Source organism: Streptomyces sp. NPDC032126 (assembly GCF_055580085.1).
The window spans coordinates 604,224-628,314 of the sequence record NZ_JBVIMA010000002.1; the positions used below are offsets into that span (position 1 = coordinate 604,224).

18 protein-coding genes are annotated in these 24,091 nt (G+C 71.5%); 13 read left to right on the forward strand and 5 right to left on the reverse strand.

The genetic code is table 11. The features are described 5' to 3' along the window. Positions 1-26: 26 nt before the first annotated feature. Genes ACZ5NW_RS11250 through ACZ5NW_RS11260 form a run of 3 tightly spaced genes read left to right on the forward strand, consistent with a single transcriptional unit; the run spans position 27 to position 3,495 of the window. A complete protein-coding gene (locus tag ACZ5NW_RS11250; RefSeq protein ID WP_468743543.1) occupies positions 27-1,328 on the forward strand; it encodes a multidrug effflux MFS transporter in 1,302 nt (433 codons plus the stop codon). Next, entirely contained in the window at positions 1,325-2,452 is a 1,128-nt protein-coding gene (locus ACZ5NW_RS11255; protein WP_468743871.1) for a serine hydrolase domain-containing protein, read from the forward strand. The genes ACZ5NW_RS11250 and ACZ5NW_RS11255 overlap by 4 nt, the downstream gene beginning before the upstream one ends. 41 nt (positions 2,453-2,493) lie before the next feature. Beyond that, positions 2,494-3,495, forward strand: coding sequence for a small ribosomal subunit Rsm22 family protein (locus ACZ5NW_RS11260; RefSeq protein ID WP_468743544.1), 1,002 nt, complete (start codon positions 2,494-2,496; stop codon positions 3,493-3,495). Here the strand turns inward: ACZ5NW_RS11260 and ACZ5NW_RS11265 are convergent. After that, a complete protein-coding gene (locus ACZ5NW_RS11265; protein ID WP_468743545.1) occupies positions 3,482-5,122 on the reverse strand; it encodes an alkaline phosphatase D family protein in 1,641 nt (546 codons plus the stop codon). The two genes, ACZ5NW_RS11260 and ACZ5NW_RS11265, sit on opposite strands and share 14 nt — an antisense overlap. Before the next feature lie 145 nt (positions 5,123-5,267). Between ACZ5NW_RS11265 and ACZ5NW_RS11270 the strand changes: the two genes are divergently transcribed. After that, the gene (locus tag ACZ5NW_RS11270; protein ID WP_468743546.1) at positions 5,268-6,038 is read left to right on the forward strand and encodes an SDR family oxidoreductase; all 771 of its coding nucleotides are present in this window, start codon (positions 5,268-5,270) and stop codon (positions 6,036-6,038) included. A 280-nt stretch (positions 6,039-6,318) separates the two neighbouring features. On the opposite strand, the gene ACZ5NW_RS11275 is transcribed toward ACZ5NW_RS11270, so the two are convergent. Together ACZ5NW_RS11275 and ACZ5NW_RS11280 are read right to left on the reverse strand one after the other, a co-directional pair. Further along, positions 6,319-7,311 carry an aldo/keto reductase gene (locus tag ACZ5NW_RS11275; protein WP_468743547.1) on the reverse strand — a complete coding sequence of 331 codons (993 nt, stop codon included), beginning with the start codon at positions 7,309-7,311 and terminating at the stop codon, positions 6,319-6,321. 65 nt (positions 7,312-7,376) lie between these two features. Then, positions 7,377-7,703 (reverse strand): nuclear transport factor 2-like protein, encoded by a 327-nt coding sequence (locus tag ACZ5NW_RS11280; RefSeq protein WP_468743548.1) that lies wholly within the window; start codon positions 7,701-7,703, stop codon positions 7,377-7,379. A 166-nt stretch (positions 7,704-7,869) separates the two neighbouring features. Here ACZ5NW_RS11280 and ACZ5NW_RS11285 point away from each other — a divergent pair, with 166 nt between their 5' ends. From ACZ5NW_RS11285 to ACZ5NW_RS11310, 6 genes are all read left to right on the forward strand, one after another. Next, complete coding sequence (locus ACZ5NW_RS11285) at positions 7,870-8,445, forward strand: DoxX family protein (protein ID WP_468743549.1); 576 nt, start codon at positions 7,870-7,872, stop codon at positions 8,443-8,445. A 42-nt stretch (positions 8,446-8,487) separates the two neighbouring features. Next, positions 8,488-8,889, forward strand: a complete 402-nt coding sequence (locus ACZ5NW_RS11290; protein ID WP_468743550.1) for a MazG-like family protein — start codon at positions 8,488-8,490, stop codon at positions 8,887-8,889. 35 nt (positions 8,890-8,924) lie between these two features. Further along, on the forward strand, positions 8,925-12,905 hold the full coding sequence (locus tag ACZ5NW_RS11295; RefSeq protein ID WP_468743551.1) for an Eco57I restriction-modification methylase domain-containing protein: 3,981 nt from the start codon (positions 8,925-8,927) through the stop codon (positions 12,903-12,905). An 11-nt stretch (positions 12,906-12,916) separates the two neighbouring features. Next, positions 12,917-13,459 carry a hypothetical protein gene (locus ACZ5NW_RS11300; protein ID WP_468743552.1) on the forward strand — a complete coding sequence of 181 codons (543 nt, stop codon included), beginning with the start codon at positions 12,917-12,919 and terminating at the stop codon, positions 13,457-13,459. Between the two features lie 152 nt (positions 13,460-13,611). After that, positions 13,612-15,210 (forward strand): N,N-dimethylformamidase beta subunit family domain-containing protein, encoded by a 1,599-nt coding sequence (locus ACZ5NW_RS11305; protein ID WP_468743553.1) that lies wholly within the window; start codon positions 13,612-13,614, stop codon positions 15,208-15,210. Positions 15,211-15,364: 154 nt separating this feature from the next. Beyond that, on the forward strand, positions 15,365-16,291 hold the full coding sequence (locus tag ACZ5NW_RS11310; RefSeq protein ID WP_468743554.1) for a TIGR03619 family F420-dependent LLM class oxidoreductase: 927 nt from the start codon (positions 15,365-15,367) through the stop codon (positions 16,289-16,291). A gap of 12 nt (positions 16,292-16,303) precedes the next feature. Here the strand turns inward: ACZ5NW_RS11310 and ACZ5NW_RS11315 are convergent, their stop codons facing one another. Then, a complete protein-coding gene (locus ACZ5NW_RS11315) occupies positions 16,304-19,594 on the reverse strand; it encodes an ATP-binding protein (protein ID WP_468743555.1) in 3,291 nt (1,096 codons plus the stop codon). Between the two features lie 341 nt (positions 19,595-19,935). Between ACZ5NW_RS11315 and ACZ5NW_RS11320 the strand changes: the two genes are divergently transcribed. The 3 genes from ACZ5NW_RS11320 (at position 19,936) to ACZ5NW_RS11330 (ending at position 23,294) form a co-directional block, all read left to right on the forward strand. Then, positions 19,936-20,628, forward strand: coding sequence for a hemerythrin domain-containing protein (locus ACZ5NW_RS11320; RefSeq protein ID WP_468743556.1), 693 nt, complete (start codon positions 19,936-19,938; stop codon positions 20,626-20,628). Positions 20,629-20,633: 5 nt separating this feature from the next. Continuing rightward, positions 20,634-21,560: a pyridoxamine 5'-phosphate oxidase family protein gene (locus tag ACZ5NW_RS11325; RefSeq protein ID WP_468743557.1), complete on the forward strand. Its 927-nt coding sequence runs from the start codon at positions 20,634-20,636 to the stop codon at positions 21,558-21,560. Between the two features lie 126 nt (positions 21,561-21,686). Next, on the forward strand, positions 21,687-23,294 hold the full coding sequence (locus ACZ5NW_RS11330) for an AfsR/SARP family transcriptional regulator (RefSeq protein ID WP_468743558.1): 1,608 nt from the start codon (positions 21,687-21,689) through the stop codon (positions 23,292-23,294). Between the two features lie 8 nt (positions 23,295-23,302). Here ACZ5NW_RS11330 and ACZ5NW_RS11335 read toward each other — a convergent pair whose 3' ends face one another. Then, positions 23,303-24,067, reverse strand: coding sequence for an ABC transporter permease (locus tag ACZ5NW_RS11335; RefSeq protein WP_468743559.1), 765 nt, complete (start codon positions 24,065-24,067; stop codon positions 23,303-23,305). Positions 24,068-24,091: the final 24 nt, after the last annotated feature.

Below are 24,091 nucleotides of genomic sequence, written 5' to 3' on the forward strand. Positions count from 1 at the left end.
CGGAGGAGTCGGAAAGGGAGGGGCACATGCCCGAGGGTGGGCCGTCGATATCCGCGTCACCGCCGGAATCGACGCCGGGGGTGGTGCGCGAGGCCGCGCACGCGCGCGCGGGGCGGCGGGCCGGGCTGCTCGTCACGCTCGTGCTGGGCGGGCTGACCGCCACTCCCCCGCTGTCGATGGACATGTACCTCCCGGCCCTGCCCGAGGTGACCCGTCATCTGCACGCGCCCGCCGCGACCGTGCAGCTCACCCTGACCGCCTGCCTGGCCGGCATGGCGCTGGGGCAGCTGGTGGTCGGCCCGATGAGCGACCGGTGGGGTCGGCGCCGCCCGCTGCTGGCCGGGCTCGCGGTGTACGTCGTGGCGACCGCGCTGTGCGCCCTCGCGCCGAACGTGGAGCTGCTGGTCGCGTTCCGGCTGGCGCAGGGGCTCGCGGGGGCGGCGGGCATCGTCATCGCGCGTGCCGTCGTCCGCGACCTCTACGACGGGGTGGCGATGGCCCGTTTCTTCTCGACGCTGATGCTGATCTCGGGGGTCGCGCCCGTCGTGGCGCCGCTGATCGGCGGGCAGATCCTGCGGGTGACGGACTGGCGGGGCGTGTTCGTCGTGCTGACGGTGGTCGGGGCGCTGCTGGCCGGGCTGGTGTGGACGCGGCTGCCCGAGACGCTGGAGCCCGGGGACCGGCACGCCGGCGGCGGCGGTGAGGCGCTGCGCTCGATGCGCCGGCTGCTGGCCGACGCCCCCTTCGCCGGGTACATGCTCACCGGCGGCTTCGCCTTCGCCGCGCTGTTCGCGTACATCTCGGCCTCGCCGTTCGTGGTGCAGGAGATCTACGGGGCCTCGCCGCAGACCTTCAGCCTGCTGTTCGGGCTGAACTCGGTCGGGCTGGTGGCGGTCGGGCAGATCAACGGCAAGGTGCTGGTGGGGCGGGTCAGCCTGGACCGGGTGCTCGGGGCCGGTCTGGTGGTGATCGTGCTGGCGTCGGCGGCGCTGCTGATGATGTCGGCGGGCGTGTTCGGCGAGGCGGGGCTCGCGCCGGTGGCGGCGGGGCTGTTCGTGCTGATGTCGGCGATGGGCGTGACGCTGCCCAACGCGCAGACGCTGGCCCTGCTGCGTACGAAGCACTCGGCCGGGTCGGCGTCCGCGCTGCTCGGCACGACCTCGTTCCTCGTCGGCGCGGTGGCCTCGCCGCTGGTCGGGGTCGCCGGGGACCACACGGCCGTTCCGATGGCGGTCGTCCAGTTGGCGGCGTCGGTGGTGGCGCTGGCCTGCTTCGCGGGGCTGTGCCGTCCCTGGGGCCGGCGCGCGGGTGAGGGAGCGGAGAGCTGAGCGCACCGAGGCTGCGGGTCGACCGCCCGGAGAGGGCGGGGCTCGACCCCGGGGAGCTGCGTCGTCTGGCCTGCGAGGTGCGGGATCTCACCACGGGTGAGCGGCCCTGGGCGGCGGGAGCGGTGGTGGTCGCCGGGCGCGGGCCGGTGATCGCCGTGCGGGAGGCGTCGGGCTGGGCCGTACGGTACGGGTCCTACGATCCGGAGGCGGACGCGGGTGTCGAGCTCCCGCGGGAGGCCCGGGTTCCGATGACCGTGGACACGCCCTTCGATCTGGCGTCGCTGACCAAGCTGTTCACGGCGGTGGCGGCGGTGCAGCAGATCGAGCGGGGGACGCTGGGGATCGACGCGCGGGTGGGGGCGTATCTGCCGGACTTCCGTGGGGTCGCGGAGGCGGGGGTGACGGTACGGCAGCTGCTGACGCACACGTCCGGACTGCGGCCGGAGCTGCCGCTGTACGACTGCGCGGACGCCCGGGAGCGGCTGGAGTCGCTGCGGGCGGAGGGCCCGGTGACGGAGCCGGGCGGGGCGTACGGGTACTCGGACCTGAACATGCTGGTGCTGCAGCAGCTGCTGGAGCGGTTGACGGGCCGCACGCTGGACGTCCTGTTCCGCGACGGGATCACCCGCCCGCTGGGCATGACGTCGACGGGGTTCGGGCCGTGTCCCGGGGCGGCGGCGACGGAGGACCAGCGGCGGCCGTGGGCGAAGGCGGACCGGGGGATGCTGCGGGGGGAGGTGCACGACGAGAACGCGTGGGCGCTGGGCGGTGTGGCCGGGCACGCGGGGCTGTTCTCGACGGGCGGGGATCTGGCGGTCTTCTGCCGGACGCTGCTGGCGGGTGGCTCCTACGGTCCCGCGCGCATCCTGGGTCCGGACTTCGTGGAGCTGCTGCTGGCCAAGCCGGGGCTGGGGTGGGCGGTGGATCAGGAGTGGTTCATGGGGGAACTGGCGGGGAGGGGCGCGGCGGGGCACACGGGGTTCACGGGGACGTCGCTCGTCCTGGACCCGTCGACGGACACGTTTCTGATCCTGCTGGCGAACAGGGTGCATCCTTGTCGCCGGCCGCCGGACAGTGGACCCAGGTCGGCTGCGGCGACTCACCTGGCCCGAGCCGTCAGGTGACCGCCCCAGGGGGCTCGGCCGGCGCGAAATAGAATTCTGGGGTGAACGTCCCCCTCGCCCCGGCCGACACCCTTCGCGGTGCCCTCGATCGTCTTCTCGGCGGCCTCCCGCCCACGCAGGCCGCGCGAGCGGTGGAGCGGCTGATCGCCAGTTATCGGGGCGACACCCCGACCCACGCCCCGATCCTGCGGGACCGCGCGGACGTCGTCGCGTACGCCGCCTATCGGATGCCCGCGACCTTCGAGGCGGTCAGCGCGGCGCTGGGCTCCTTCGCCGACGCGGTGCCCGACTGGACGCCGTCCGGTCATGTCGACGTCGGCGGCGGGACCGGCGCCGCCACCTGGGCCGTCGCCGGCACCTGGGGCGGGGAGCGGCCGGTCACGGTGCTCGACTGGGCCGAGCCCGCGCTCTCCCTGGGCAGGGAGATCGCCTCCGCCGAGCCCGCGCTCCGCGACGTCCGCTGGGAGCGCGCCCGCATCGGCTCCGCGCTCGCCCTCCCCGACACCGACCTCGTCACCGTCTCCTACGTCCTCAACGAGCTCACCGCCCCCGACCGCGCCGCCCTCCTCGACGCCGTGACCTCCGCCGCCCGGGCCGTCGTCATCGTGGAGCCGGGGACGCCCGACGGATACGCCCGGGTCATCGAGGCCCGCGACCGGCTCGTCGGGGCCGGGTTCACCGTCGCCGCGCCCTGTCCGCACAGCGCGGCCTGCCCGATCGTGCCGGGCACCGACTGGTGCCACTTCTCGGCGCGCGTCAGCCGTTCCTCCCTGCACCGCCGGGTCAAGGGCGGCTCCCTGCCGTACGAGGACGAGAAGTTCAGCTACGTGGCCGCCGCCCGCTTCCCCGTGGAGCCGGCCGCCGCACGCGTCGTACGGCGGCCGCAGATCCGCAAGGGACAGGTGCTCCTCGACCTGTGCGAGGCCGAGGAGCAGCTGCGCCGGGTGACCGTGACCAAGCGGCACGGGGATCTGTACAAGGCGGCGCGGGACGCGGAGTGGGGCGACGCCTGGCCGCCCGCCGCCCCGGTCACACCGGCTTGAGGCCCGGCTCCCCCGCCTCCGTCACGAAGGAGCCCGCCACCACCAGCGGCGCGCCCTGGGTCGTCACGTACGGCACGGTCTTGAAGTCGGCGCGGGTCGTGTCCCGGTCCAGCTCCACCGTCACATAGCCGCGCTGCCCGTTGTAGAACTTCAGGTGCGGGTTGGCCGCCATGTAGGTGGCCCAGTTGGCCGGCTTCGCCGAGCCGTTGCCGCCGCTGGAGATCGAGGTGGTGACGATCTCGGTGCCGACGGTGCGTGACGCGGGGTCGGCGAAGTCCCGCTTGATGTCGAAGCCGTAGTGGACGTGCACGTCCCCGGTGAGGACCAGCAGGTTCTCGACTCCGGCGGCCTCCGCGCCCGCGAGGACCCGTTCGCGCGAGGCCGGGTAGCCGTCCCAGGAGTCCATGGACACCTTGGACGGCAGGGTCGTGGAGTTGTACCGCTGCGAGAAGGTGACCTGCTGCGGGACCACGTTCCACAGGGCCCGCGAGCGGTGCCAGCCGTCGATCAGCCACCGCTCCTGGGCGTCGCCGGTGAGGGTGCGGGCGGGGTCCTCGGACTCGGGTCCGGGGAACTGCCAGCCGTCGCCGTAGGCCTGGTCGGAGCGGTACTGGCGGGTGTCCAGGACGTCGAACTGGGCGAGCCGGCCCCAGTGGAGCCGGCGGTAGAGCCTGAGGTCGGGGCCGTCGGGGAGCTGGGGGCGGCGCAGCGGCTGGTTCTCCCAGTAGGCGCGGTAGGCGGCGGCGCGGCGGATGAGGAACTCCTCGGCGGGTTCGTTGTTCTCCGAGGTCTCGCCGGCGTAGTTGTTCTCGGTCTCGTGGTCGTCCCAGGTGACCACGAAGGGGTGCGCGGCATGGGCGGCGAGCAGGTCGGGGTCCGACTTGTACAGGGCGTACTTGAGGCGGTAGTCGTCCAGGGTGACCATCTCGTGGCCGTAGACCGGGGGGACGGTGCCGGCGGGGTGGGCGCGGGCGCCGCCGACGCCGCTGACCGCGTACTCGTAGAGGTAGTCGCCGAGGTGGAGGACGATGTCGACGTCGTCCTCGGCGAGGTGCCGGTAGGCGGTGTAGTAGCCCTGGTCGTAGCGCTGGCAGGAGACCACGCCGAGCGTGAGGGCGGAGACCTTCGCGCCGGGGCCGGGGGCGGTGCGGGTGCGGCCGGTGCGGCTGATCCAGGTGCCCGCCCGGAAGCGGTAGTAGTACACGCGGTTCTCGTCGAGGTGGTCGACCTGGACGTGCACGGAGTGGTTGAACTCCGGGTGGGCGAGGGTGGATCCGCGCCGGGCGACGCGGCGGAAGGAGGCGTCGTGGGCCAGTTCCCAGTGGACGGTGACGCGTTCGGCGGGCAGTCCGCCGTCGGGCTGGTAGGGGGCGGGCGCGAGGCGGGTCCACAGCAGGACCGAGCCGGGCTGCGGGTCGCCGGAGGCGACGCCCAGGGTGAAGGGGTCGGTGGGGATGCGCGCCGGGTCGAGTTCGGCGGCGGCCGCGACGCCGGCGGCGGGCAGGTTCACCGTGAAGGCGAGGGCGGCGGCCGCTCCGGCGACGGTGAGGAAGCGGCGGCGGCCCAGGTGGCGGGCGGCGGCGCGCAGTTCGGGGGTGTGCTGGGACTGGCGTGCTGCGGATGTCATTCCGGTCCTCCCCTGACGATGGGTGCATCAGGCATTGGAGTGGCCGGGGGCGACCCCGGAACGACGCCGGGCTGGCACGTACACGACAGTCACATGGCGGATGAATCGGTTCCGGATGGCGGACCCTCCCGTACGCTGCGGCTCCATGAATGCCAAGCAGAACGTCAAACGGGCGGCCGTCGCGCTGGTCACGGGCGCGGGGTCCGGCATCGGCCGTTCGGTGGCCGTCGAACTGACGCGCGGGGGCTGGTCGGTGGCGCTGGCAGGCCGGCGCACGCAGACCCTGGAGGAGACGGCGGCGCTGATGCCCGGCGCCGACTGTCTCGTCGTACGGGCGGACGTCTCGCGGCCCGACGACGTGGCCGCGCTGTTCGACGCGGTGCGGGAGCGGTACGGGCGGCTGGACCTGCTGTTCAACAACGCGGGCACGTTCGGTCCCGGCGGGGTGCCGGTGGAGGACCTGCCGTACGACGCGTGGCGGCATGTGGTGGACACCAACCTCAACGGGGCGTTCCTGTGCGCGCAGGCGGCGTACCGGCAGATGAAGGAACAGGATCCGCAGGGCGGGCGGATCATCAACAACGGGTCGATCTCGGCGCACACACCCCGGCCGCACTCCGTCGCCTACACGGCGACCAAGCACGCGCTGACGGGGCTGACCAAGTCGCTGTCGCTGGACGGACGGCCGTACCGGATCGCGGTCGGCCAGATCGACATCGGCAACGCGGCGACGGACATGACGGCCCGGATGGAGACCGGGGCACTGCAGGCCAACGGCGAGATCGCGCCGGAACCGGTGATGGACGTCGCCGATGTCGCGCGCACGGTGCGGCACATGGCGGAGCTCCCGCTGGAGGCGAACGTGCAGTTCGCGACGGTACTGGCGACGGCGATGCCGTACGTGGGGCGGGGCTGAGCGGCGCACGGGCCGTCAACTTCTCAACCTGCACAAGCGGAATTTGGCCATCCGGACCATTGCGGCCGGTAGGGACCCTATGCTCGAATTTCCTCCACGGGAACTTCACAGTTGAGACATGGGGATTCCGTACACCAGCCATACCGAGGGGGGAGGGCAGCCGCCCCACGGCACCGGATGGGGGTGGGCCTCGCGCGGGACCGCGAGGTACACGCCGGGCCGAGGGGCGGCTGCCCGCATACGCGGGGTTCGTCCGAGGGTTCGTTTCGGGACGCTCGGCTCACCGTCCGAGCAGTCGTCCGAGCAGTCGGTCGACCTCGGTCAGCTGCTCGGCGGTGAGCGGGCCGTGTGCCATCGCGCCCGCGTTCTGCTCCGCCTGGGCCACCGAACGGAAGCCCGGGATGGGAATCGCGCGCGGGCTGCGGGCCCACAGCCAGGCCAGGGCGCCCTGGGCGAGCGTACGGCCGTCGCCGGTGAGGATCTCCCTGACGGCGTCCACGCGGGCCACCCAGTCCGCGGCGGCGCCCGTGCCCTCCTCGAAGCCCGGGAGCCAGGCCGGCGGACGGTTGCGGATGTCACCGGCCTCCAGCGGCCCTTGGCGCTTCCCGGCCAGCAGCCCCATCGCCAAGGGGCTGCGGTTGACACCGGCGAGGTCGGCCTCCTCGCACAGGGCGAGCATCTCGGGCGCGTCCTGGAACACGTTCATCGCGTGCTGTACGGCCGCGCAGTGCTCCCCCTCGGCGAACACGGCGGCGCGGGCCGGGTCGTCGGTGCTCCAGGCGTAGGCCCGGATCAGGCCCTCACGCACCAACTCCTCGCAGGCGTCCCGGAGTTCGGCGGCGCGCTTCGGGTCGCCGTCGCTCAGGTGGAACTGGTACAGGTCGATGTGGTCGGTGCCGAGGCGCTTCAGCGACGCCGTCAGCGCGCGGCGGACGTACTCCGGCGAGTCGTCGGCGCCGGTGAGCGTGCGGGTCTCCTCGTCGAAGACATTGCCCCACTTGGTGGCGACGACGACATCGGACCGGCGCCCGCCCAGGGCGCGGCCCAGCACGCGTTCGCTGTGCCCGGCGCCGTAGGTGTCCGCGGTGTCGAAGAAGGTGACGCCGAGGTCGAGGGCGCGATGGATCGCCCGTATCGACTCCTCGTCGTCGACCTTGCCCCAGCCGAGCGGCTGCCCGTCGGGCGTCTGCCACTCACCGCCGATCGCCCAGCAGCCGAAGCCGAGGGCACTGACCTCGATGCCCGAACGTCCCAAAGTCCTCGTGGTCTCCATGCCGGGAGACGCTAGGAGTTGGAGTGCGCTTCAGGGCAAGGGGTCGCGCGCGGGGGCGTCCGGCGTCACGCCTGACCCGTCTCGAAGCGGGAGATGCGGCCGTCGTCCTCGACCTCGAAGTGCCAGCGGGTGCGCATCTCGCCCCAGGCGTCGTTGCTGTAGCGGGCGACGAGGTCGCGGCCGCCCCGGGACTCGGTCTCGACCTCCATGTGGCCGTGGGAGGTGAAGATCTCCTGGTCGATCCACTCGGCGAGGTCACGGTCGGAGCCGTCGTCGGACATCGTCGCGTCCGGCGTGAGCAGCTTGAGGAAGCTCTCGCGGTCGTGGGCGTTGACGGCGGTGACGAAGGACCGGACGGCCGGATCGCTGAGTCTGGCTGGCTGAATGGTCATGTCGGCCAGCCTCACACCGCTCCCGGGGGCCCGCCACCCGAACGGCGGCCCGGGCGGGCCGAGAGGGTGTAACCGGTGCGACGGTGGAGAGGCGAGAGGGGGGTTCCCACTGTCCGCACCCATTCCGCTGTCCACACCATTCCTCTTGCCCGCACCGGGAGACATCGTGACCTCTTACGACCGACGTGATCTGGGCCTGCTGCTGCTCCGGCTGGGGACCGGAAGTGTGCTGGTCGCCCATGGCACACAGAAGCTGTTCGGCTGGTTCGGCGGACACGGCCTGGAGGGGACGGGCCAGTTCATGGAGTCCGTCGGCTACCGGCCGGGCAAGGCGAGCGCCACCGCCGCCGGCCTCGCGGAGACGGGCGGCGGCACCCTGCTGGCGCTGGGTCTGGCCACCCCGGCGGCGGGCGCGGCGGCGGCCGGCGCGATGGCGGGCGCGGCGGCCGTGCACGCGCCCAACGGCTTCTTCGCGGCGGAGGGCGGCTACGAGTACGCCGCCTCGCTGGGCCTCGCGGCGGCCGGCCTCGCCATCTCGGGGCCGGGGCGCATCTCCCTGGACGCCCTCCTCGGCCACGCCGTCAACCGCGGCTGGATGGTCCCGATCACCCTCGGCGCGACCGCGGCGGTGACGGCCGTCGTCGTGGGCATGCGCAACCGGCGGCTACGGGAGGAGAAGGAGGGCGAGCAGGAGGCGCTGTTCGAGGAGGAGGACGCGATGTTCAGGGGGAACGGCGAGTAGGACGGCGCCAGGGCTGTCACACCCCCGTGGCAAGCTGCCGCCATGGCAGACCAAGCCCCTTCCCCGGCTCCCCCCGACCTCTTCGCGACCGTCGACGCCCTGTGGTCCTGGCTGGAGGCCGATCAGCCGGTCGCCGGCCGCGAGGGCCTGCTGCTGCGCATGCTGAAGCTGTCGGAGGAGGTCGGCGAGGCGGCCCAGGCGGTGATCGGCGCGACGGGCCAGAACCCGCGCAAGGGCATCAGCCACACCTGGGACGACGTCCAGTCGGAACTGTGCGACGTGGTGATCACGGCACTGGTGGCGCTGCGCACGCTGACCCCGGAGCCACGGGAGGTCCTGGCCCGCCATCTGGCGCGGGTCGCGGAACGCTCGCTGGGCTCCCAGCCCAGGCCTGTTGACGGGCCGCCCAAGCCGGTTCACGGTGTTCACAGATGTGAACCATAGTCGCCGATCTGGGCCTCTTGTACGATCCGTGGTTGATGTCCGCCACAGCCAGCCACCAGGTCTTCACCGCCGTGCACACCGTCGGCGGCCTCCTCCCCGCCGACATGCTGCTGCGCATCGCCGAGGGCGGAAACGTCACGGGCTGCGCGCCCTCCGACTACCGCGTCGTGGGCTCGCGTTCCGTCCGGGACGAGGCCGAGCGGCACTGGGACTATCTGAAGGCGGCCTGGCGCGAGCTGCGCGAGAGGCTGCCCGCCGCCCCCGAGGCCGAGGTCCGCGCCGATCCCACCGGCCTCGCGATCGCCCAGTGGCTGGAACCCCTCTTCGCCGAGCTGGGCTTCGGCCTGCTCACCCCGGTCGGCGCGGACGGCATCCCGGCCGACGACGACCCCGAGCGGCGCTTCCCGGTCAGCCACCGCTGGAACCACGCCCTCATCCACCTCGCCCCGTGGAACGCCCACCTCGACCGGCGCCCCACCGGCTCAGGCGCGATCCCCCCGCAGTCGATGCTCCAGGAGTGCCTGAACCGCACCGAGGACCATCTGTGGGGGGTGCTGACCAACGGCCGCCGGCTGCGGATCCTGCGCGACTCCAGCGCGCTCGCCACGGCGTCGTACGTCGAGTTCGACCTCGAAGCGATCTTCGACGGCGAGCTGTTCAGCGAGTTCGTGCTGCTCTACCGGGTGCTGCACGCCTCCCGCTTCGACACGGCCCAGGGCGCCGCGCCCTCGTCCTGCGTGCTGGAGAGGTGGCGCACCGAGGCCATCGCCTCCGGCACGCGCGCGCTGGACCAGCTGCGCCGGGGCGTGCAGGAGGCGATCACCGCGCTGGGCACGGGTTTCCTGCGGCACCCGGACAACGGCGCGCTGCGCGCGGACCTCGACGTACAGGCCCTGCACACGGCCCTGCTGCGGCTGGTCTACCGGCTGCTGTTCCTGTTCGTCGCCGAGGACCGGCAGGTCCTGCACGGCCCGGACGCCAGCGAGCGGGCCCGGGAGCGGTACGCCGCGTACTTCTCGTCGGCCCGGCTGCGCGCCCACGCCCGGCGCCGCCGGGGCACCGCGCACGGCGACCTGTACCAGGCGCTGCGACTCGTCCTGGACGCCCTCGGTGACGAGCGCGGCCGGCCCGAGCTCGGCCTGCCCGGCCTGGGCGGCATCTTCGACCGCACGGACGCCGACGCCCCGCTGGACGGGCTGTCGCTGTCGAACGAGTCCCTGCTGACGGCCGTACGCCACCTCTCCCAGGTCCGCGACCCGGGCGCGCGCCGCCGCCGTACGGTCGACTACCGCCATCTGGACGCGGAGGAGCTGGGCTCGATCTACGAGTCCCTGCTGGAGCTGGTGCCCCGGCACAGCGCCGCCGACCGCTCCTTCGAGCTGGTCGAGCTGGCGGGCAACACCCGAAAGACGACCGGCAGTTACTACACCCCGTCACCGCTGATCGAACGGCTTCTGGACGCCGCGCTGGACCCGGTCCTGGACGACGCGGTCAAGCGCGGCGAGCAGGCGGGCGGCCCCGACCCGACGGAGGCGGTCGTACGCGAGCTGCTCGCGCTGACGGTGTGCGACCCGGCGTGCGGCTCGGGCCACTTCCTCGTCGCGGCGGCGCGGCGGATCGCCAAGCGCGTGGCGGCCGTCCGGGAGCGGCTGCCGGAGCCCCCGGTCGACGCCGTTCGCCGGGCCCTGCACGACGTCGTGGCCCGCTGTGTGTACGGGGTGGACCTCAACCCGATGGCCGTGGAGCTGGCCAAGGTGTCGCTGTGGCTGGAGGCGCTGGAGCCGGGCAAGCCGCTGGGATTCCTGGACGCGCACATCAAGCACGGCAACGCGCTGATCGGGGCGACTCCGGCGCTGCTGCGGGACGGCATCCCGGACGCCGCGTTCAAGCCGATCGAGGGCGACGACAAGAAGGTCGCGAAGTCCCTGGAGAAGCAGAACCGGCTCGAACACGGCGGCCAGGGCGGCCTGTTCGACCTCGGCGGGGAGACAAAGGTCGCCAACGCGGCGTTCGCGGCCGGGCTGCGCCGCATCACCGGCGCCGGCTCCGACACGCTCGCCGAGGTACGGCGGCAGGAGGAGGCGTACCGCGACTGGTCGGAGTCGGCGGAGTACGTACGGGCCCTGCATGTGGCGGACGCCTGGTGCGCGGCGTTCGTCTGGCGCAAGACGGCCGACGCGCCGCTGCCGGTGACCGAGGGCGTGTTCCGGGCGCTGGAGGACCCGGCGGCCGACGCGGCACCGCGCTCCACGCACGAGGAGATCGCGCGGCTGCGGGAGCGGTACGGCTTCTTCCACTGGCATCTGGAGTTCCCCGAGGTGTTCGCCGTCCCCGAGGCGGGAGTCGACTCCGGGACCGGGTGGGCCGGGGGCTTCGACTGCGTGGTGGGCAATCCGCCGTGGGAACGCATCAAGCTCCAGGAGCAGGAGTTCTTCGCCCAGCGCGACCCGGCGATCGCCACGGCGAAGAACGCGGCGGCCCGCAAGAAGCTGATCGCCGGCCTGCGCGAGGACCCGGACGGGCGGGCCCTGTACGCCGAGTTCGAGGCGGCGAAGCGCAAGGCGGAGGGCGAGAGCCACTTCCTGCGCGGCAGCGGACGCTATCCGCTGACGGGGCGCGGCGACATCAACACGTACGCGGTGTTCTCGGAGGCCGACCGCATGCTGACCGGCACGCGCGGCCGCATGGGCGTGATCGTGCCCACGGGCATCGCGACGGACGCGACGACCCAGTTCTTCTTCAAGGACCTGGTGAGCACCGGCGCGCTGTCGGCCCTGTACGACTTCGAGAACGCGGCGCCGCTCTTCCCGGGCGTGCACCGCTCGTTCAAGTTCAGCATCCTGGCGCTGACCGGGCGCGCGGCCCGGGAGAGGGCGGCCCGTTTCGCCTTCTTCCTGCACGACCCGGCCGAACTCGACGACCCGGAGAAGGCGTTCGAGCTCGCCCCGGAGGAGATCACCCTCCTCAACCCCAACACGGGCACCTGCCCGGTCTTCCGGACCCGCCGGGACGCGGAGATCACGCTCGGCGTGTACCGCCGCGTCCCCGTGCTGGTCGAGGAGGGCTCGAACCCGTGGGGGGTGTCGTTCACGCGCATGTTCGACATGTCCAACGACTCGTCGCTCTTCCACACCCGGGAGGAACTGGAGCGCGAGGGCTGGCAGTTGACGGCGAACGTCTTCGTACGCGGGGCGGAGCGCATGCTCCCGCTGTACGAGGCGAAGATGCTCCACCACTACGACCACCGCTGGGCGACGTACGCGCAGGACGGCACGACCCGGGACGTCACACCGGCGGAGAAGCGCAGCGCCGACGCCACGGTGCTGCCCCGCTACTGGGTGGATCAGAACGCCGTGCACGCGGCGCTGCCACGGGGGGCGCGCTGGCTGACGGGCTTCCGCAATGTGTGCCGCAGCACGGACGAGCGGTCGGTGATCATCGCCGGGCTGCCGGTGGCGGCGGTGGGCAACAGCATGCCGGTGATCACCTTCCCGGGCGGCGCGAAGGCCCGGACCCCCCTGCACACGATCGCGGCGTCGTTCGTCTTCGACTTCGTGGCCCGCCAGAAGGCCGGCGGCGTGAACCTGAACTTCTTCATCTTCGAGCAACTGCCCATGCTGACCCCGGAGATGGTGGCGGCACACGACGACTTCATCGTCCCCCGCGCCCTGGAACTCGGCTACACGGCCAGGGACATGGCACCCTTCGCGGCCGAACTGGGCGACACCGGGGCCCCGTTCCGCTGGGACGAGGACCGCCGCCAGGTGATCCGCGCGGAGCTCGACGCCCTGTTCCTCCACCTGTACGGAGTCTCGCGCGAGGACGCCTCGTACATCCTGGACACCTTCCCGATCGTGCGCCGCAAGGACGAGACCCGGTACGGCACGTACCGCACCAAGGAGCTGATCCTCGCGGAGTACGACCGGATGGCGGGAGTGAGCCTTTCGAGCCCGTTGGCGTCTTACACGTCGACACTCACTCCGCCGCCGGGGCAGGGCACCCGGCACGACACCTGACTGGAGCCCCGATGCGCACCCGCCAGGGCCTCGTCCTCACGCTCACGGCGTCCGTCCTGGCGCTGACGGGCGGGTGCGGGGAACACCAGGACCGGGCCTCCTCCCAGGACCGCCCGGAACACCGGGAGGCCCCGTCCTGGGAGGGGAAGGAGGACGAGGAGGACGCGATACGGGGCGCCACGCGCGCCCTGAACGCCGGGGAACCCGAGGGCGCCTCGCGCGTCGACGAGGGAATGGCGGACCTGGAAGCGGGCCTGGACAGGACCTTCGAGGCGCCGGGAGGCCGGCCCTACTCCTTCGACGTCACCTGCCAGGCGCCCGCCACCCGCTCGGTGACCCTGACCCTCGCCCGGGGCGCCGTGGAGAGCGAGTGGGAGGTGACGTGCGGGGACCGCGAGGCGGACCGGTTCGACATCCCCGCCGGCAGCCGTTTCACCGCCAGGGTCGCCCGCGCGGGCGAGGACACCGACGGCCTGGTCATGTGGCGGCTCGACACGGTGCCGACCGACGACGCGCCCGGGTGCAAGGACGACATCACGGGATGCGAGGGCTGAGGCCGGGCGGCAATCCCACCCCTCCCCCAGGCAACGCACCGTGCCGGATCGCCCTCTGACTGGGTGGAAGTCTTCAACAGTCACACGCGTTCGTGACCGGTGGGTGAAGAGCGGGTGTACGGACGCGTGCCGGGTTCGGGGGGACCACGCACATGTCCGACGCAGCTCGTCCGGCCGCCGCCGATCTGTCCGCCGCCGATCTGTCCGCCGTCAGCCGCCGCAGGGCCCTCGGCACGCTCGGGGTCGGTGCCGTGGCGGCGGGCGGGCTCGGGACGTACACGTTCGAGGCCGGGACGACCGCCCGGCCGACGCGGCCCGCGCGCAAGATGCCCGCCACGGGCGCCAACCCGGCGGCGCGCGAGAACACCCGCCCCGGCACGGCCGGCTGGAACGTTTCCCCCGAGGACCGCCTCAGCACCCGGGACCGCCTCGGCCAGATCCACGGATACACGTCGACGACCTCGGTCGGCCCCGGCGAGACGATCGCCTTCCACGTCTCCGTCCGCACCCCGCAGCCCTTCCGCGTCGAGATCTACCGCCTCGGCGACTACGACGGCACCGGCGGCCGCCTGCTGACCACCAGCCCCCGCCTGCACGGCACGCCGCGGCCGACACCCGTACCCCACCCCCGTACGGGCGCCATCGAGTGCGGCTGGCCCGCGTCCTGGACCCAGCGCGTGCCCCCGGCCTGGGTGTCCGGCCTGTATCTCGCCGTGTTCCGCGCCGAGGACGGACACCGCAGCTGCACCCCGTTCGTCGTCCGGGAACCGGAACGCGCCTCGGACCTGCTGGTGGTCCTCCCCTTCACCACGTACCAGGCGTACAACCAGTGGCCGCTGGACGGCCGCACCGGCAAGAACCTCTACAAGGGGTACGCCAGGCCGGGGGTGGTCGGAAACAACGCCCACCGGGCGTTCCATGTCTCGTTCGACCGCCCCTACTCCGACCACGGCCTGCCCCGCTGGTCCGAACTGGACATCGCGTTCACCCGCTGGGCCGAGGCCGAGGGACACGACGTCACGTACGCCACGAGCGTCGACCTCCACGAGGGACGCGTCGACCCCGGGCGGTACAGCGCGATGGTGTTCCCGGGCCACGACGAGTACTGGTCGCAGGCGATGCGGGACACCGTCGAGCGGGCCGTGGCCACCGGCACGCACGTGGCGTTCCTCGCGGCGAACAACATCTACTTCCATGTGCGGGTCGCCGAATCGTCCGACGGGGTGCCCTCCCGCAAGGTCGTCTGCTACAAGCAGACCAAGGACCCCGCACCCGACGAGCACGGCCCCACCACGCGCTGGCGCGACCTGGAGGACCGGCACGGCAGGAAGCACGGCCGCGCCGAACAGGGCCTGCTGGGCGTGCAGTACAACGGCATCCTCGCGGAGCCGGTGCCGCTGGTGGTGCGCGAACCGGGCCACTGGTTCTGGGCGGGCACCGGCCTGAAGGACGGCGAGGAGATACCCGGCCTGGTCGCCGGCGAGGCCGACGGCCACGACAGGAAGGCCCCGCCGCCGAAGGGCGCGTGGCGCACCCTGCTGTCGGAGTCCCCCTACGGCGACGGCTTCGACGGGGGCCGCGGCCGCCGCGTCCAGAACACCAGCCTGTGCGAACACGGCGACGGCACCCTGATCTTCGTCGCCGGCACCTTCCACTGGCCCTTGGCCCTCAACGACCCGTCCCACCACGATCCTCGGGTGGAACGGGCTACGCGGAATCTGCTGGAACGGATGCTGAGCCCGCGGGGGTGACCTCCAGGTCAGAGGGTGGGGTGTGCCCGGTTCATTTTCTTGTCGGGCAAGTCCTTTACAAGGGTTCTGCAATGGGGGCTCAGGACACTGGGCGCCATGACCTCCGGCAAGCCGAGGCACGCCCTGTCCCGTACCGATCGAGGAACTCTCACCGATGCGCATCGGATTCGCCGTCCCCCAGTTCGGCCCGTTCGCCGACCCCGACCACACCGCCACGATGTGCGCGGCATTGGAGACGCTCGGCTGCCACAGCCTCTGGGCAGCCGATCGGCTTCTGGCCCCGATCATCCCTCCCGACGGGTACCTCAGTGGCAAGCCGATGCCGCCGCGGTACGGCACCCACCTCGACCCACTGCTCGCTCTGACCGTGGCGGCCACGGTCACCGAACGGGTCCGGCTCGGAAGCAGCACCCTCAACGCCCTGTGGCAGCCTCCCCTCCTGCTCGCCCGCTCGCTGACAACGCTCGATCTGATCAGTCACGGGCGCTTGGACGTGGGGCTCGGGCTGGGCTGGATGCGCGAGGAGTACACGGCCGCCGGGGTGCCCTGGCACGGCCGTGGCGCACGGCTGGAGGAGACCCTCGACGTTCTCGACGCCGTATGGCAGTCGGATCCTGTCGTTCACGCGGGCTCGTTGTGGCAGATTCCCGAGTCGACGATCCTGCCCAAACCGCGGCAGAGTCCGAGGCCGCCGGTGCTGCTGGGCGGCTTCACTCCGCCGGCGCTGGAGCGCGTCGGCCGGCGTGCGGACGGCTGGTTGGGGGCCTCGATGCCGCTGCCGTATTTCCAGGGTCTTTGGGCCGTCGCGACCGAGGCGGCCGAGCGGGCAGGGCGTGACCCGGCGGCCCTGCGCCGGGTGTTCCGGGTCAACGCGGAGATCACCGCGTCCGGGGCCGATGCCGCAGAGGCGTTCCAACGGGGAACCGTTCGCCAGATCTGCGACCATCTCAGGCTGATGTGCACGGCCGGCGACGACGAGGTGCTCGTGGACCTCCAGTTGACGACCGACTCACCGCAACACTTCCTCGAACTCGCGGCCGCGTTCCTGGCCGAACTCGTCGAACGGGTCCCTGCGGTATGAGGTGACGGTCTGCTACGCGGACACCGGCGGCAGTACTGCCAGGGCGGCCCGAGCGGCGTCCGCCCAGTGCGCGGAGTTCCATGCGGTGGCCACCCGCTCCGCCTCGAGGTAGTGGTGGCGTGCCTGGTCGGGGCGGTCCAGGTACTGGGCGAGTTCTCCGAGGGTCTGCGCGACGGGCCGGAAGGCCATGGACAGGTTGCTCACGCCCCCTGCCAGACTGTGCAGGGGGAGCAGGTCCTGGTAGACCTCCGCGGCAAGTGCGCGGTCATCGAAGGCGACCGCGGCCATACCGCGCAGTTGGGTGAGCACGACGTAGGCGAAGTCGCGCTGGATGGGGACACGTTGGTCCAGGACGGCACGGGCCTCTTCGAGGCGTCCGGCGGCGGACAGGGAGAGCGCGGTGAGAGCCTCGTTGACCGGCTGGTACTGCTCCCACACCGCGAGCAGCATGGGCAGCATCTCGGCGAGGCGTCCTTGCTGGACCCGGATGCAGCCCATGTTCAGGGCAGCCAGGCCGCTGAGATCGACGGCTCCTCGTGCCCGGAGTTCGTCCACCGCCTCCGCCAGAGTCCGCTCCGCTTCGTCGAACCGGCCCTGTGCCATGGCGAGCATGCAATGCCGTAGCCGGGCCACCGCGAACAGGCCCTGGAGCTCGTAGGTGCGGGCTATGTCATCCGCGCGGACGAGGCAGCGCTCCATCTCCGCCGGGTCGTTGCGGCCGGCGGCGATCCGGGCGGCGATGTAGTGACTCATCCAGGAGTACTCGGGGCTGTCCGCGGCAGCGGCTACCTCGGCGAGTTCGAGGTGGAGCCGCTCGTAGGTCTCGGGGTCGAGGTCGCAGTCGATCCGGCGCAGCAATGAGGTGAGGGTCAGTCCTCGCAGCCGGGGCTCGCCCGCGGCACGGGCCAACCGCACCGCCTCGAGTGCCACTTCCACGGCGCGCGGGTCGGAGTCGTCGAGGGCGTCGGCCAGCTGGTCGAGCAGCAGGCATCGTTGCCGGTCGGTGAGGTCCCGGCTCGTCAGCAGCATGTCCAGTTCCTCGACGGCCTCGGGGTCGGACACCGCGTAGGCGCGCACCCGCCAGGGGGTCGGCTCGGTCCAGGTCGTATAGGCGGCGATCAGCAGGTCTGTACGCGAGGAGGCGGGCTCGGCCTCGGGGGTCTCGCAGGGGCCGTCGGCCTGCCTTTCCGCCCGGGCCACGCGTACGGCCTCCTGTTGGGCCTCCCGCGCCGGGACGATCGCTCCCATGCGGATCCGGGAGTCGACCAGTTGGCCCAGAGCCGTCACTCGCAGCCGGGCGGCATCCTGATCGGCGAAGGCCTCGGGGTGGCCGGTGAGAAGGTCGAGCGCGGCGCTCAGCATGGCCTCGGCGTTCTGCGGGGCGTAGCGGCGCACTGCCTGCTCGCCCGCGAGCAGGGCGTGGCGGACCGCGGGCCCGGCGTCGGCGGTGACGACCGGGGCCGCCTGCAGGAGGTGATGGGCTGTGGCGGCGACGTCGTCGGAGCCGAGGGACATCAGGGCCCTGCCCAGGCGGGAGTGCAGCCTGGCCAGCCCCAGATGGGTGAGGTCGGCGGCGAGAGCGTCGCGTACCAGAGCATGCGTGAAGCGGACCGTTCCAGGGCGGGGCTCGGTGAGCAGTCCTGCGGTGACGCCCGCGTCCAGGGCGTCGAGAAGCCGGTCGGGGTCGTCGTCCGTGGCGCGGAGAAGGAGGGTGAGCGAGCTCTCGCGCCCGGCGACGGCTGCAAGACGCAGTCCGGCCGTGACGGCGGGTGACAGGAGGGCCAGTCGGCGCTTGAGTACGTCCTGGACCCCTTGGGGGACGGCTGCCAGCGCTTGCTGCTCGCCCTCGCCGGCCAGCAGGAGCGAACTCTCCCGGAGGTAGAAGGGGTTGCCTCCGGTGCGTTCGGCCAAGGCCACCGCGACGTGATCGCTCATGTCGGACGCGCCGCGCCGCAGCAGTTCCTTCGCGTGGGCCTGCGACAGTCCGCCGAGGGCCACCCGTGCGGGCGCGAGGACGGCCAGGCGGGCCAGTGCGCCGGTCAGGTCGCCTTCTCCGGCACGGTAGGAACCCACCAGCAGCACCGGTACGTCGCGCAGCTGCTCGGCGCACAGCAGGAACAGCTCGACGCTCTCCTGGTCACCTCGGTGCAGGTCGTCCAGCACGATCGCCAAAGGGCGGCGCAGGGCCGTCTCCCGGAGCCAGCCGACGAGCGCTCTGTGCAGGCGGAAACGCTGGGCGGGGCTGCCGTCGGACTGCCCGAAACCGGCTGCGTCGTCGGGAGTGAGCAGCGGCGCCAGCGCTGCGGCATACGGACCGGGCGGGGCAACCCGCGCAAGACCGGGCAGCATGTCGAGCCAGGCCCAGCCGGGCGGGGCGCCGTCCGTCTCGGGGCATTGCCCGAACCCCACCAGCCAGCCCTGCTGGGTCAGTTGGCTGATACTCGTCTCCAGCAGGCTCGACTTGCCGATACCGGCCTCACCGGAGACCAGGACCACCTGAGCGTGGCCCTGCCGTGCCCGATCCGCCGCAGCCGCCAGGACCCCCAGCTCCGCCTCGCGGCCCAGAAGCCGGTCGGCCACGAGCGTGGTCGGCGCTTCGGGCACGGCCCCCGTGCCCGTCGCCCGATGCAGCACTTCCAGGCGCTGGTGCAGCAGAGCCTGCTCCAACTCCACCAGAGATGCGCCGGGTTCGACTCCCAGTTCCTCGTCGAGCGCGCGCCGGGCCCGCCGCAGCGCGCCCAGGGCTTCGCCTTGGCGTTCCTTCGCCCAGAGCGCCAGCGCCATCAGCCGCCAAGCTTCCTCGTGCAACGGCTGTTCCTGCGTCAGCGCGTCCGCGTCGGCCAGCGCCTGGTCCACGAGTCCGGAACCGAGGCGCGCCGCCGCGAGCCGTTCACGGGCGGTTCGGCGCATCTCCTCCAGGCGGGCACGCTCGCCCACGGTCCACGGCTCGTCCAAGAACTCCGCGTACGGCTGCCCGCCCCACAGGGCGAGCGTTTCGGCCAGCTCCGCGACGGCCTGGGGCGTCCGCTCCCCCGCCGTGCGGTCCATGACGCGCCGCTCGAACACCCAAGCGTCCACCGCGTCCTGTTCCAGGACGAGGGCATAGCCGTACGGCGCGCTGACCAGCAGTCGCGCGGCGGCCCGCGGGGGCCGTTCCGGTTCCAGGGCACGCCGCAGACGCGCGACGTACGCGTGCAACGTCGCCTGGGCGCTGGGCGGGATCTTTGCCGGCCACAGCCGCTCGATGATCTGATCCGTGGGCACCACGGTCCCACGGGCGATCAGCAGTTGTGCCAGGAGCATCCGGGGAAGGCGCCCGCTCACGTCTATCGCGTGGCCGTCAACCTCGATCCGGAAGGATCCGAGCACTTTTACTTTGACCATGACAAGCCCAGCCTAGCCTGTGGGCGTACGACGATCGGTTCGCGGCAGAGGTCATCGCCCGAGCGGTCCATTCGCAACACGTCGACGCAATCTACCCAGAGGGTCGAACGCTCTTGTGAACAAGCGATAAACACAAACGCCATGGACGCGTCAAGCTGCACAGCAAGCAAACAGTAAGCCGATGGCAAGCGGGCGACAGCAGGCTGAACGGACGTGACCCTTTCCACTCCGTCGCGTCCGAACCATTGGAGCAAGCAAGCGTGTTCGCCAGCCGTACGACCGAAGACCTCCCGACCGCCGACCGGCCCTACACCCACGAGATGGTCGTGGTGCACCGGGTCTTCCGCCGCGAGTCGGCACTCCTTCCCCGCCTGGTGCGCGCCGTGGCCGACGGCGACACGGCCCGTGTCCCCGTCGTCGCCGGTCACATCCGGGAGTACGTGGCGGGACTGCACAACCATCACGAGCTGGAAGACGAACTCCTCTGGCCGCTGCTGCGAGCCCGCTGCGTGCAGGACGACGCCCTCGTCACCAGGATGGAACTCCAGCACCTGCGCATCGACGAAAGCCTGACGGGCGTGACGCAGTGGCTGCCCGAGTGGGAGCGGACCACGGACAGCGTCGCCGGTGAGGAACTGGCGCTGGCCCTCGACGCACACCGCAACGCGCTCGTCGAACACCTCGACGAGGAGGAGGAGTCGGTGCTTCCCCTCGTGTCCGAGCACCTCACGGTCGCCGAGTGGGACCTCCTGGGCGCACGCGGGATGGAATCCATCCCCAACAACCGACGCCTCATCGCGCTCGGCGCCATCCTCGAGGACGCCACACCCGAGGAGCGGGCCTTCTTCCTGGGCCGGGCCCCGCTGCTCGGACGTCTGCTGTGGCGGACCGTCGGCCGGCGCCAGTACGCGGCCCTCTGCCGCACCCTGCGCGGCCCGCTGGGCGGGGAGTGAAGGACATGACGATTCTCGAAGCGGCCCCGCTCGATGTGCTGGACGCCTACCGCACCTGTGAGTTCGTCACCCTGGGCCGGACCGGCGCTCCCCTCGTCTGGCCGACCGCGACGCTCCGGCAGAAGGACGGCACGTTCCTGGTGACCACGTCCCTGGCGTTCGCGCAGAAGGCGCTGAACGTGCGCCGTGACGGCCGTGTCGCCCTGCTCTTCTCCGACCCCACCGGCAGCGGTCTCGCCCATGCCCAGCAGATCTTCGTCGGTGGTCACGCCGAGTGCGCCGACGACATCATGTCGGGCACTCACGGCGCCGAGGACTACTGGCGGATGCTCTTCGAACGGCAGCCGCACAGCCGGGCCTACGTCTCCCTTCCCATGCGTCGGCTGATGAGCTGGTACTACCTGCGGCTGCTGATCACCGTGACACCTGATCAGGTGATCGTGCGGCCACCGCTGGATCCGCCCGCGTTCCCGCCGTCGGCCGTCTCCGGTACGCCATTGGGGCACGCCCGACTCGCCGAGTTCCCCTCCGCCGTGCTGGCGGCGCTCGACGCCGCCGGGGCACCGGTGCTGGCGCGGACCGTTCCCAGGGCAACGGGCACCGGGTACCTCGTCGACGTTCCCGCGGACTGCGCGGTGACACCCGGGCAGGCGTCCCTGCTGGTCCACCGGCACGACGAACTGCTGAACAACATGACCAACACCCTGGTCCGCGGGGAACTGCGCAAGGCCGGGGAGAGCTGGGAACTGGTCCCGGCGAAGGTGGTGGAGCCGATGGGCTCGGGGCGCCGGAAGGAGGCCGTGCAGGTGTTGCGGCAGACCAGGCGCGCCAGCGACCGGTACCTGGAACGCCGCGGGCTGGCCCGGCCGGACGTGCGGTGGGACGAGTTCAAGGCGCTGGCCACAGCGGCTCGCAAGGGAGCGCCCGCCTGACCGGTCGCCGTAGACCCGGTGCGGAAGCGTGATGGCCGCTGCCAGTACTGGCGGCGGCCATCACGCAAGTAGACCTCAAGCGCCCCCTACAGACTCGGTTGCAGTCCGAGAGGTTGGAGGATCTTCTTGACCAGTCAGTTCCGCTTCATGGTTCTGGGACCTGTCCGCGCCTGGAAGGGCAGCGCCGAGATCAACCTCGGTTCTCCTCAGCAACAGACCGTTCTGGCCGCCCTGATCCTCGCGGAGGGCACCTATGTGCCCGCTTCTTCACTGGTCAACGCCGTATGGGGCGACCCTTGTCCGGCTTCGGCCATGGGCACGATACGCACCTACGTCTACCGCCTACGCAAGTCACTCGAACCCGCCGTGCCCTCAGCCCGTTCAGTGATCCGCTCCAGGGGGGACGCGTACTGCCTCCCCACGGGCCCGGACACGTGCGACCTGCAGGCGTTCAAGACCATGGTGGCGCGAGCGGAAGTCGCCAGGAGAGCGGACCGCACCAAGGATGTCGCCTTGGAGCTGGCTGATGCTCTCGCTCTGTGGCACGGCGACGCGCTCGCAGGCCTGAAGAGCGAATGGGCAGCGAGCAGTCAGCATTTCCTGCATGAACTCCGCCTGACGGCCGAGACGGACAGGATGGCCGCAGAGCTCAGCCTGGGTGCCGGGGCAGAGGTCGCGTACGAGCTGGCGCGGCTGGTGTCCCGGTATCCACTCGACGAACGGGTACGCGCTCTGCAGATGCGGGCCCTCTACCAGTCGGGGAGACAGGCTGCCGCGCTCGCCACCTACAGCGACGTGCAAGATCAGCTCGCGCGAGAACTGGGCATCAGGCCAGGGCCGAAACTGCAGTCTCTGCATCAGCGGATCCTCAGGGCGGACCCCGAGCTGCTGCCCGCCGTCGGCACCTCCCCCAGGCCCACGCCCGGCGTACGAACGGTGCCGTCGACGGCGCGCCCTTCGCGGGCCATTCCCATTGATGTTCTGCACGAAGGGCTTCCGGCCGGGTCTGACCACTTCATCGGACGGAAGCTTCACCTGCGCAGAGTCGAAGAGTTCCTCACCGGCTCCGGCGCGCAGCGGAAGGGCACCAGAATCCTGACCGTCTCGGGCATCGCGGGTATCGGCAAGACAGCTTTCGCCCTGCACGTCGCCCGCCGTGTCGCCGACCACTACCCCGACGGACGGATCCTCGTCGACCTTCGCGGATCCGATCAAGAGCGACTTCCGCTCAGCGCCGACCAGGCACAGCGGAGCATCCTCAGAGCTCTGGGTACGCAACCGGAGTCGCTCCAGGACCCGGATGCCCTCACCCCGCTGTTCCAGCAGGTTCTGGCCGACAGGCGCATGCTGCTGGTGCTGGACGATGCCCGCACCGCAAGCCAGGTCAAGCCTCTCCTGCCCCGCACAGCCGGAACGCTGGTGATCACGACGAGCCGTAGCCATCTGGGCGGGTTGACGGGCGATCACACACTGCCCGTCCCCCTGGAGCCGTTCACTGTCGCGGAAAGCCACGCCTACCTCATGCGACGACTCGGGACCCAGCGCCTCACGGCCGAACCCGAAGCAGCCCAGGCGATCATCGACCGGTGCCGGGGGCTTCCTCTGGCGTTGGCGGCCGCCGTCACCCGCGTGGAGACGTTGTCCGCCCATCCGCTGGCAGCGGCAGCCCACCGGTTCAGCGCTGACGGGCCAGGGCTCGACACCTGTGACATCTCCTCTGACCACCACCGGTGACCCTGGGCTCAGCTCAGCTTCCGGAAGGACGCGACAGCCCAGGCCATCGCGCCCACCGCCAAACCCATCGCGCACACCGCCCCCGTCCAGGAGGAGGCCGCCGCGAAGTCGCCACGGAAATACGCACGCGTTGCATCCATGACATGGGCAACCGGGTTGAGACGCGACGCCTCGTACAGCCACCGAGGTGCCAGCCCCACGGTGATCGGCAGGAACGAGCCTGACAGCAAGAGCAATGGCATAAGGAGCGCGTTGATCACGGTCGGGAGTGTGTTCTGGTCAGGCACGCGCAGCGCGACAGCGTACGACGTCGATGCCAGCGCCACAGCCAGGAGTGCCACCAACAGCAGGCTGGCGACGAGACCCGCCGGCGGCACCCTCAGATCGAACGCGGCGACGCAGATCAACACGATCAAGCAGGACTGGATCAACGTCGTCATCGTCACGATCAGCACCTTGCCCAGAAGGAGGGAGACCGGGTGCATGGGCGTGACGAGGAAGCGCTCCAGTACTCCGCCGCGTTGCTCGGTCAGCAGGCCGATACCGACAGTGGAGGCGCCGACCAGCACCATCTGGATCATCAGAGCGGGAGCAAAGATCGTCCAGCTGTCACCCGGCGGGAACCCCGGCGTATGACGCACGAATTGCGTCAGCAGGGGGCCGAAGAAGAAGAGAAACAGCACTGGTTGAGCGATCTCCATCAGGGCCCAGGAGGGATACCGCATCCGATGGGAGATCTCTCGACCAGCCACCAGCAGAACATGTGTCAGCATCGTCGGTCGTTCCTTCATACGGCG